Origin of the sequence: Segatella salivae DSM 15606, assembly GCF_000185845.1 — a bacterium.
Taxonomy (GTDB): domain Bacteria; phylum Bacteroidota; class Bacteroidia; order Bacteroidales; family Bacteroidaceae; genus Prevotella; species Prevotella salivae.
The window spans coordinates 277798-288091 of the sequence record NZ_GL629647.1 but is presented as its reverse complement, the minus strand read 5'-3'; the positions used below and the strand labels follow the sequence as shown (position 1 = coordinate 288091).

Annotated in this window: 8 protein-coding genes and 2 pseudogenes; 2 read left to right on the top strand and 8 right to left on the bottom strand. The window is 37.1% G+C overall.

The genetic code is table 11. The annotated features are described in order from the left end of the window. Positions 1–109, bottom strand: a pseudogene (locus HMPREF9420_RS15070) (FHA domain-containing protein); the annotation flags it as partial. Positions 110–128: 19 nt separating this feature from the next. Next, positions 129–1181 carry an HU domain-containing protein gene (locus tag HMPREF9420_RS01275; protein ID WP_007133577.1) on the bottom strand — a complete coding sequence of 351 codons (1053 nt, stop codon included), beginning with the start codon at positions 1179–1181 and terminating at the stop codon, positions 129–131. Between the two features lie 142 nt (positions 1182–1323). Between HMPREF9420_RS01275 and rfbC the strand changes: the two are divergent. Then, positions 1324–1873 (top strand): annotated as a pseudogene (gene rfbC / locus HMPREF9420_RS01270) (dTDP-4-dehydrorhamnose 3,5-epimerase). Between the two features lie 41 nt (positions 1874–1914). Beyond that, positions 1915–2676: a DUF4738 domain-containing protein gene (locus HMPREF9420_RS01265; RefSeq protein ID WP_248628122.1), complete on the top strand. Its 762-nt coding sequence runs from the start codon at positions 1915–1917 to the stop codon at positions 2674–2676. Positions 2677–3410: 734 nt separating this feature from the next. Here the strand turns inward: HMPREF9420_RS01265 and HMPREF9420_RS01260 are convergent. From HMPREF9420_RS01260 to HMPREF9420_RS01235, 6 genes are all read right to left on the bottom strand, one after another. Beyond that, positions 3411–5120, bottom strand: a complete 1710-nt coding sequence (locus HMPREF9420_RS01260) for a M6 family metalloprotease domain-containing protein (protein ID WP_007133573.1) — start codon at positions 5118–5120, stop codon at positions 3411–3413. 53 nt (positions 5121–5173) lie between these two features. Beyond that, positions 5174–5962 (bottom strand): EFR1 family ferrodoxin, encoded by a 789-nt coding sequence (locus HMPREF9420_RS01255; protein ID WP_007133572.1) that lies wholly within the window; start codon positions 5960–5962, stop codon positions 5174–5176. Beyond that, positions 5959–6354, bottom strand: a complete 396-nt coding sequence (locus HMPREF9420_RS01250) for a DUF1573 domain-containing protein (protein ID WP_007133571.1) — start codon at positions 6352–6354, stop codon at positions 5959–5961. Before HMPREF9420_RS01250 ends, HMPREF9420_RS01255 begins: the two co-directional genes overlap by 4 nt. 129 nt (positions 6355–6483) lie before the next feature. Then, positions 6484–8148, bottom strand: coding sequence for a bifunctional metallophosphatase/5'-nucleotidase (locus HMPREF9420_RS01245; protein ID WP_007133570.1), 1665 nt, complete (start codon positions 8146–8148; stop codon positions 6484–6486). Continuing rightward, positions 8129–9223 carry a glycosyltransferase family protein gene (locus tag HMPREF9420_RS01240; protein WP_007133569.1) on the bottom strand — a complete coding sequence of 365 codons (1095 nt, stop codon included), beginning with the start codon at positions 9221–9223 and terminating at the stop codon, positions 8129–8131. Before HMPREF9420_RS01240 ends, HMPREF9420_RS01245 begins: the two co-directional genes overlap by 20 nt. Beyond that, positions 9220–10200: a glycosyltransferase family 2 protein gene (locus tag HMPREF9420_RS01235; protein WP_007133568.1), complete on the bottom strand. Its 981-nt coding sequence runs from the start codon at positions 10198–10200 to the stop codon at positions 9220–9222. The genes HMPREF9420_RS01240 and HMPREF9420_RS01235 overlap by 4 nt, the downstream gene beginning before the upstream one ends. Between the last annotated feature and the right edge of the window lie 94 nt (positions 10201–10294).

The following is a 10294-nucleotide window of genomic DNA, read 5'->3' as shown; positions in this document are numbered from 1 at the left end:
AGTTCTTGCCGCATTCGGGACATTCAAATACAAGATATTGTCCTAATTGATATTTGGTTTCATCAAATGTAATGTAGTTATCACATTTGGGGCAACGTACGCGTTTCATATAAAAATATAGGAAATGATTATTTGATATGGATAATCCAACAATCTGAAAAGTCTGCTTTTTGATGAAGTTTATTCACTACTTTGCGTGCAGCCTCTTCTGAATCATATTGTCCATAAATAACTTTTGTGCGATTTCTTTGTGTTAACACCTTTGCTTCATCATAACCTTTATGATGTAGATGAGCTACAAAATCAGAAGCATTCTTGCGAGTTACTCTACAGGCTAATACTATACTATAATAGCTTTTAGCAGGAGTATTCCTCTCTTCAACCTCAGTTGACGAAGATTTTTCAGCAATTTTTTCTTCTTTTACAGCTTCAAAAGCCTTCTTAGTCATGTCTTTTGTAATGTGATTTGCTGCATTACCAATCGTTACTTCCTTAGGCATGATAGCCGTTAAGAGGTTGGTATCAATCCTGTTTCCAGTCATTGTAGCCTTTTCTCCATTACTTAATGTTGAAGGTAATAATAGGAAAAACAATACAGCAATACAGGCAACCGCAATATTTCTAACTACACTTCGACGAATCGTATATGACTTTTCTTCTGTTTCTTCGATTGCTTCAGGAACAACAAAGTCAAGAATTTGTGCTTTCGGTTGAGTCTCTTTTATATGAGTTTCAACTTCAGTTTGCATTTCAGAGCATTGCTTTTGTTTTTTGAACTCAAAGCTACTGAGTCCATAAAGCGATGGAGTAAGCAAACCAGCCTCACATGGTTCAAAGACATATTGCCCTTCGTTGTTAAGTGAAAGGCGTCCAAGATTCCTTAAATTATATTCACCTTCATTCTGAAGCACCTGTTTCAATTCTTCAGTATCTTGCTCAATACGTCGTAAAGCCTCTGGATAGCTGATGTCATAAGCCTCTACATAAGACTGCGCAAGCAGCGAATCATTGAGTTTTAAGGCATGATTAAAGCCCACAGTTCGTGTTGGCGGAAGAAACGATTTGTCTCTTTCGTCAAAGTGAGCAGCCCGATAATGTGCCATAAATCCACCAAAATTAGGAATTATGACGCAATCATTCGTGAGCAAAAGTATTTCGATATGTCTTTCTAACTCAATCACGTTGCAAATTTAGTACTTTTATTTTAGCTTTCAAAGTTTTGCGAAAAAAATCTTCATTAATCATTTATTTATCTTTTTTATTTTGATAACTATTGTAAAAGTTGTATCTTTGTGCCATGGAAAAACAAACACTTTACAAGTGATGGAGTATAAACAGACGGACATAAAAGGTGTATTTATCATCGAGCCTCGTGTCTTTCAAGATGCTCGTGGCTATTTCTTTGAAGCGTGGAAAGACGAAGAATTCCAGCAGAAAATAGGTAAAATCAAGTTTATACAAGACAATGAATCTAAGTCTTCTTATGGCGTATTGCGTGGTCTCCACTATCAAAAAAGGAGAGTATTCTCAGGCAAAATTGGTTCGCGTAATCAAGGGAAAGGTCTTGGATGTTGCCGTTGATATTCGCAAGAGTAGCCCTACCTTTGGAAAATATGTCATGGTAGAACTCTCTGAAGAGAATAAGCGTCAGCTCTTTATTCCACGTGGTTTTGCTCATGGTTTCCTTGTTCTTAGTGACGAAGCAATCTTTACTTATAAGGTAGATAATGTTTATGCACCACAACATGAGGCCAGTATTCGTTGGAATGATGAGCAAATTCACATTGAGTGGCCTATCGATTCAAAGGATGTTTTGACATCAGAAAAGGATCTGAAAGCTTGCTCTTTACAAGATGCAGAATTATTTGATTGATGCGAAAATATAGCTTATTACCTATGTTGTTTGTGGTTACTATGACCCTTGTTGGAGTCTCATGTAGTAATCATAAAACAAATTCTACAGACCAGCCTTCAGAAGATCATACTGCAAAAAAGATGCTTCAAGGTCTTTGGTTGAATGAAGATGATGATAGTCCTGCCTTTCGTGTGGTTGGTGATACTATCTTTTATCCTGATAGTACCTCACAACCTGTGTACTTTCAAATAATAAAAGACTCACTTGTTCTTCACAGTTCTAATGTTGCTAAGTATCAGATTGTGAAGCAAGCGCCTCACCTTTTCATGTTCAAGAACCAAAATGGTGACTTGATTAAATGTATAAAGACAAATGATAACACTTATTTGTCTTTCTTCGGGATGTCACATCCTGTAGCATTAAACCAGAAAAAATTGATTAAACGCGATTCTGTAGTCATCTATGGAAACGCTCATTATCATTGGTATACACAGGTTAATCCAACTACTTTCAAAGTAGCGAAACAGACTTATAATGACGAAGGTGTTGAGGTTGATAATGTGTATTTTGATAATATTGTTCATGTCAGCATCTTTAAGGGAAGTAATCAACTCTTTAGTCGTGATTTCCGGAAGTCTGATTTCAAACAGCAGATACCTTCAGGCGTGTTGAGTCAGAGTATATTAAGTGACATAAACTACACTGAAACAAATACAAATGGTTTCTTATTTACAGCAAATGTTTGTGTGCCTGATAGTCCTACAGCCTATCAAATTAAAGTTATCATAGGCTTTAATGGTAAAATGCGTTTGATGGTATAAATGCGTTTTGAGTAGAATTGATTAAATCTGATAATATGATTTATGTCATATTATCGTATGATATAAGGTATTTTATTGTGATTTCTGCGTCAAATCACACGATGATTTGACGCAGATTACTTTTTATATGCTATAAGCTTACAAAGTAGCATCATATCTCTTTGAACATCAGTATAATGAATTAACTATATGAAATAAATACATTAATAACGTATTCCGTATAGTGTAACGTAATTCAATAAGGAAGAATAGTGAATGCTTCCTCAGACTATTACTATTAAATAGTGCTTGAGAGGGAAAAGAGATGATGCGAAATGGCGATTGTGTTGTATAGGGTGGGAGAGCCGACTCTAATTAAAGGGATGCAGGTTGATTTGATTACATTTTTATGATGATTAGTAATCACATCATGGAACTTTATTTTTCAATTTGTATTGTGAATAATCTTTTCTTAGATATGAATTTATTCTATGTCTATTATTCAACTTAGTTCTAAAATCAGTAGATTCAAAATAGTGCAAAAAAAAGCGATGACCTTCACAGGTAACCGCTCCAAATCTTCAATAGGTATTAGTCCTTTTTAAGGTAAAAAGATTGTTTTCAGGATAACGATACAAAGGTATGACTTTTTTTTGGATTACCAAATATTTCGCAATCTTTTTTGATAAAAAAATATTTTATTTTCAGTTCTAAAGCGTATAAGCCCCAAAACTTCTATTCATTCAATGCGAACTTTATTTTACAATGACTTTTTTATGATTGCGAATATAGACACCTTTGGATAGGTTCTCAAGCTGGTTGCCAACATATTTGCCATCAAGTGTAAAGATATGGTGGTCTTCTGAGTTCTCAATCTGTATTTTATTTATGCCATCAAGGCTATTATATTTTGGATAAAATGTAAACGATATAGCCCCATTTGCATTGAGTTTAATATTCTTAAGTGATTGATTCACTTTATAATAAGATGGATTTAATGTTGCTCTTTCATTAAGATCTCCCTTTGTGTACCACCAGAAATTGGGCAGATTAGAGTTGTCATTCAGGTTATCTGCATTGACTGTTCCGGGGAAAACGTCCCCCTTTAGCTGGTTCTTATACTTTCTTTTCTCCTGTCTATTAAGCTCTTTATAGTTAGGTTCTGTTTGTTCATGAACTTGAATTGAATAGCTTGACATACAAAGTCCGTCAGCTGGCACGACAGCCATACGGGGTCTGTATGGTGTGTTGTTAGGATGATCACTCATATTAACGTTGCCTTGGTCGACCACCTTATAGACAAGTAATCCTTGATTACTTGCCCCCGCATACCAACCAGTCTTGGTTATGTTCTCTAAAAGAAAGTATTCGTTTGGATCTCCAGGGTTAACAATCTTATAGACGACGCCTCCATCATCAGCTGATTTATTCATAGTTATGTTTCCTTTTGACGTTAAAGGTTGAATGTTTACAGGCCAATTCATTTGTTTTTTCTCCCAAGCTGTATAAGGCATTGGTATAAAACCTCCATTACCTGCATACTCTCCACCATCCATTAAGTCCCAATATTCCATCTCTTGGTTATCTAAATAGGCAGATGAAATAGTAGGATATATGTCGGGTAATCCCATTGCATGCGAGAACTCATGACACGTAACACCAATACTATTAATTTGCATTGCGCGCTCTTGTCCATTGGCTTGGTTCCTAATTCGACTGGGAAAGAGTTCTGCACCAATGCTGAAATTATAGACGTTCTTATTGCCAACCTTCAATGAAGGGTTGCTAATTACGCTTGTACATGCCCATACAGACTCTGCACTTCCACCATTATTTTGCCCTAATCCAGCATAGATCACATAGACACAGTCTATATATCCATCGTTATTTGAATCCAATCGATCTATATTTGTGACTTGATCTTTGACACAATTAACTGCATCCTGCACAAGTTCTCTTGGCTTCTCATCGCTATTATTATTGGCATTTGAGCCTCCATAATAAGTCATATCTTTTGGCAAATCGATTGGGCCATAAACTTCAAATACAGGCTCAAAGGCGCCAAGACTTGTTGCTTTGAAATACTGACTGACACTCCCGAAGTTCTCGTTATTACCATTTCCGCGATTGACAATAGGTCCTTCAGCATTAAAAAAATCATGAAAAGCCGCCTTTGGTTCATGAACTTGAAACTTCACATCCTTAAAGTTTGCGAGGATAACCAATATATGTGGCCTACCCGTATGAGGCGTATAGCGTTGTGAAGTGTCGATTGCTCGTGTCGGAATTACTTGCAAATTGTCAGGATGTTTGCGTGGTGTTATAAGCTCAGATTCAGCACTTCCGAAGGTTGGTGCAGATACCATTACGCCGTCATTTCGCATGACATATATTGTATCGGCAGGCATTGCATGCCCTGAAAGGGCTGTAAGCATCATGCCAATAGTGAGTAAAATGGTTTTCATTATAATTCTTTTAATAAATTCTTTCAATTAGTTAGTTCTAAAATCACATTGTATTATTTGAATACATATTGGCCTTTATGTAGGGTTTGTCTACCATATTCGATTGCATGATGTGGGCAATGATGATAACATGCAAAGCAAGTTAGGCAACGATTTGTATGTTTCCACTTAGGCATTAGGCCGTGTCCACCTTCTATATTGTCTACAGGACAGACATTAGCACATATCCCACACTTTACACATCGTTGCTTTTCAACGTGAAAAGGTTTATCAGTGATGAGTTTATTAACAAAGAATGCCCCAAGAATATTGCTGTTTATGCGTGGCCAATGACTATGATTGCGCTGGTTCTTACAATGAATTCTGTCAAAAATTTGCTCACAATATTCACGTAGTTGAACTTCTGCTATTTCACGTTTCTTATGGATAACTTCCTCAGAATCAATGTCCATAAAAGGTAATCCCACGTAAGTATTCGGCATTTTTAACGAGAAAGTAGCGTTCGTTTGCAATCCAACTGTCTTTAAATCTGAATTTAGATAGTCCATCGATAGCCCTATATCGTCTCCTGCAGTGCATAATGCGAAGCAATAATGTAACGAAAGATTATCTGATGGTTGCTGTGTGGTGAGGGTAAGTTTCCGCACAAACTCTCGCATGATTACAGGCGGACGCCATCCATATATAGGATAGATAAAGCCAACACGCTCGTCTTTTTCCAAGGCAAAAGCATGTTGGCTTTTGATAAGTTTTGCTACAGAAAGGAGTCTTTCTCCAGTCACTTGAGCAACTCGTTGAGCAGCCCAAAGGGTGTTTCCTGTTGCAGAAAAGTAGAATATCATTTATTATTTGAGTCGGTCATTACTCCCTCAATGTAAAGCCGAACCATTTCCGTTTGGGCGTTACTACGTATTGTTATGCTCTTCTTAAAGTGTCCAGGAAACAATGCAGAGCCATTATATGTGACCTTAATCTCACCTTTTTGTCCTGGCATTACAGGCGTTTTGGTGTATGTTGGCACTGTACATCCGCAGCTGGCCATAGCTTGATTGATCACTAAAGGAGCGTCTCCAGTGTTTGTGAATACGAAAGTGGTTTGACGAATTGGGTCACTCTTTGGGAATGTTCCAAGGTCAACACTCAATTTGTCGAATTTAATTTCTGCCTGTTTCTGTGCAGAAGCCATTGTAACAAATGTTAGGAGCACTAATGCTATGATTAATAACTTTTTCATATTCCTTCCTATTTATGTTAAACTGTTTGCAAAATTACAAAACAAAATGGATTATTTCTTTCCATAACTTGTTTTTTTATAGATTATTAATCAAATCTAATGATTATACAGAACGTTAAGATGGATAAATTAATGCTTACCGAACAACAGTTTATAGTCGCGTTCTAAAGCTGGTTCTGTCCATTCCATTGGTACGAAAGACCAGTTGTTATGCGGTTTTGCATCAATCACTTTATGGCGTTCAATATAGTCCATAATAATACTTCTTTGGTCTTTTTCGCTTACATATTCTATACGATTAGGAAGTTCTTTGAGAGAGATTCCTGCACCACGAGTTAGTAATTCCCCGCCACCATTACCCCGATAACTATTCATTGCCACACGATAAGTCTTATCTTCACAAAAAGGTTGTCCGTTTGTCATACGCAGAATATTAACCTTTTTGCCATAATTTTGCCTAACATCTACTTCATAATCAATGCCAAAAGCCGTATCAAAATTGAATGCAAGATTAGTCCAATGCCAATGCCCCGTGCCATCTTGTTTCATCAGCATAATGTGATCATCAGGCGATTTCATGGTTGTAACCCATTGACCATAACTCATTTCAAGTAGTTTTTTAATCTCCTTACCCGTCATTTTGACAACATATAGTTGATTTTCATACGTGTAAAGATTAAATAAATCACTGACATGAACATCTCCTTTGCGAATACATGCATCAAATTTTAACGGAGCATTCAATGAAATATCAGCTCCTGTGTGTTCTAATTGAATGTCATGAATGAGATCTCCAAAGGGAGCTGACCGAAAGAAACAATCCCTTGTATAGATAGAATGCACAAAGATTCCAAGCTTACGATTAACATATTGTTTTACTTGTTCTATGTCTTTGCTGAACTGTTCCATGAAAGATTCGTCCACATTCTCATTATCAATATTCCTCAATTGCGCTTTTACCGCGTTGAGTTTTGGTGTTCCTTCTTGATTAAATTCAAAGCAAAGACTACACTCACTGACGTAATGTGCATTACTCGATGGATTTATAATACAAACCTCTTTGCCATGATTGGTGTCGTATTCTCGTTTTAATTGATGGTCATGTCCACATAGAATGAGGTCAACTCCAGGTACATTTCGTGCTGTTGTTACACATGCATTTTCACTGCCATTAGCATCTTGAATGCCTCCATCGAACCCCGAATGAAAGAGTGCAACGATTGCATCGGCATGCTCAACTTCACGTACATGCTTTACCCATTGTGCCATACAACTCGGTATATCCAGAAATTTCATGCCACTCCATAAGTCTTTTTGCAACCAATAGGGTATTGTCGGAGTCAACATTCCAATAAAAGCAATCTTGACACCTTCTATATTTCGAATTGCATAAGGCTTAAAGTAAGGCTTTAATGTAACCTCATTTACTACATTAGCTGACAACAAATCACAATCTAATTCTGCTGCATACTTATCATAAACTGCATGTCCTGTTTCGATATCATGATTGCCTATAGTCTGTAAATCATAGCGCATGAAATTAACAACTCTTGCTGCTACATTCTTCATTTGAGGCTGAACAAAGTTACAATAGTAACAAGTGGGCTGACCTTGTAATATATCTCCACCATCAACGAGTAGTAAACGATTACCATATTTGCTTCGCATTCGCTTCACATAAGTAGAGATTCGCGCCATTGATCCACTGCAAGGACGTCCCTCAATGAAGTCAAATGGAAAGAAACATCCATGGATATCAGTAGTATGAATGAGTTTAATGGTCAAGTTGTTCATAAAACGCTATATACTTTTGAGCCACATTTATATAATCATGATGACGCTTGATATAAGCCATACTCTCACGTTTCAACGTATTAATTCGTTCTGGATGCAGAATTAACTCATACAAAGCTTGATACACACTGCTTTCATTGAGCTCTACATTGATAATTGGACGCAACTCATGTTCATTAATAATATCATAGTTTTCGGGTTCACCACCACCAACACAGATTAGTCCTTGGCTCATCGCTTCCAACGGATTCATGGATGGAGTATAGCTGTACAGCTGATCAAGAATAACATCTGACTTTCCCATCATTTTGACATAATCTTCAAATGGAACACTTTCTGCAACCTGCAAATCAGCCTTTTTAGGATAGTTTTCTACTATTTTTTGTGCTGCTTTGAGCATAATATCAGTTCCTTTATAACGATTTCGCATTTTATTTATCCCAATAAAGAGGTGTAGTTTGCCATCAAATGGACGGTAGGTTGTATGACTTGGAATAATGGGAAAGGGGCAAAAAACTGTCTTTTCAGGGAAGATGGGCTGATAACATGCCCAATATTCATATAACCCAGCAATGATTTTATCTACATCTTTTGCCACATATTGACACCAATCTCCCTTTGCTGTTCCCACCCAATCTCTAATATAGCGTTGCGATTCTTCATCCGTCCGCACGTGTTTACCTATATTAAAGTCGCTATAACGCAAGGGAAAGCGAGTGATACACTCATGAACCCAATAATAATCCATGCCGAACGCTCCAAGTACCACATACTTATTGTGACGTCGAAGATAGTCGTAGAAGAAACGAAGTCGCTCAGCTTTGAGTTCAAAAAACATCGGATTGATGAGTTGAACAATATCAAACCCACGGAGTTTTGGGAGTAAAGTCAATAATTTTGCATATAACTTTAGCCCACCGAAAGGGCCATAAGTTCTACTAATATCAATATCTCGATGATAGTTTTTCCAGTCATCTCCATTGGAAACAACCATAGTCTCATGCCCCAAGTGATTTAGTCCTTTGGCTAATGTGGCGTGAACATTACTATATTCTCCGATGAGCAATATCTTCATATCAGTGTAGCGGCAATGATGATTCTACGCCCCCAGCGATGTTTGGATAGTTTTTGAAAGAGTTGATACTTGCTTGTGTAGTCCTTGTTTGGCAGTGGAAACAACCCATGTTCATGCAATCTTTCGCATGTTTCGTCAAGTTTTGAAAGACAATGTGTTAGTCGGGCAGTATTATAAACATAATCCATTGTAAGTTGTGCTATACGCCTTTGTAATGCCACATGCTTTGACTGAGGAAGTGTTTGAAGTCGACTTTGGAGATAAAAGATAACACTTTCTGTGTTTTCTAATCGTTGAATGACATCGCGTTTTCCTTTGCGATGCATTATCGAAAGCTTGTGTTGACGATAGAAATAGCTTTTAGCTGGAGTCACAAACAGACGTTTTGCATTCAACATTAGCTGTGCAGTGAACTCTTCATCTTCAGCATAATAAGTCAATGTTGAACGGAAACGGAGCCCTCGTAAGATGTCTTTTTTGAAGAGATAACAGCATACTGACCCTCTAATATTATGTTCTTCCATATAAGAAGTACCCTCAAATGGTCCTGCAATCTCTTCGGTAATATCTACTGAAGGCTTAGTAGACGCTTCGAAAATCACCATGTCAGGATTGTGAAATCTCACAATATCTAAGCAATGTTCGTAAGTGAATTGTAGTAGAGAATCGTCGCCATCAATAAACTGAATGAAATCCCCTTGAGCAATATCTATGCCTCTGTTGCGCGCCACACTCAATCCTTGATTACGTTGTCGCACATAAATGAGATTATCACATACGTCAAGGAGTGATGTAATGGCAGGTGTTTCGCTTCCATCATCTATAACAATGATCTCACGATTTTCAGGATTCAACGATAATCCGAGAATGCTTTCTATGCATGAACGCAGTAATGACGCTTCAATGTTATAGGCAGTAATGATGAAGCTCACTAACGGATGATGTTCTAAGTATTGCGTTTCTATCGGATAGGGCATAGTCTTTTTTTATGGAACAAATATAAGAAAAAAGCGTTTTTTGACCAAATAAATACGCTGTTTATTTTGATAAGATAACCTTGTTACATCAAGT

What these genes read in the sequence shown, in the direction of transcription:
- HMPREF9420_RS01265 (WP_248628122.1), top strand. Translation starts at nt 1,915, where the DNA reads ATGACCCTTGTTGGAGTCTCATGTAGTAATCATAAAACAAATTCTACA.
- HMPREF9420_RS01260 (WP_007133573.1), bottom strand. Translation starts at nt 5,120, where the DNA reads ATGAAAACCATTTTACTCACTATTGGCATGATGCTTACAGCCCTTTCA.
- HMPREF9420_RS01255 (WP_007133572.1), bottom strand. Translation starts at nt 5,962, where the DNA reads ATGATATTCTACTTTTCTGCAACAGGAAACACCCTTTGGGCTGCTCAA.
- HMPREF9420_RS01250 (WP_007133571.1), bottom strand. Translation starts at nt 6,354, where the DNA reads ATGAAAAAGTTATTAATCATAGCATTAGTGCTCCTAACATTTGTTACA.
- HMPREF9420_RS01245 (WP_007133570.1), bottom strand. Translation starts at nt 8,148, where the DNA reads ATGAACAACTTGACCATTAAACTCATTCATACTACTGATATCCATGGA.
- HMPREF9420_RS01240 (WP_007133569.1), bottom strand. Translation starts at nt 9,223, where the DNA reads ATGAAGATATTGCTCATCGGAGAATATAGTAATGTTCACGCCACATTA.
- HMPREF9420_RS01235 (WP_007133568.1), bottom strand. Translation starts at nt 10,200, where the DNA reads ATGCCCTATCCGATAGAAACGCAATACTTAGAACATCATCCGTTAGTG.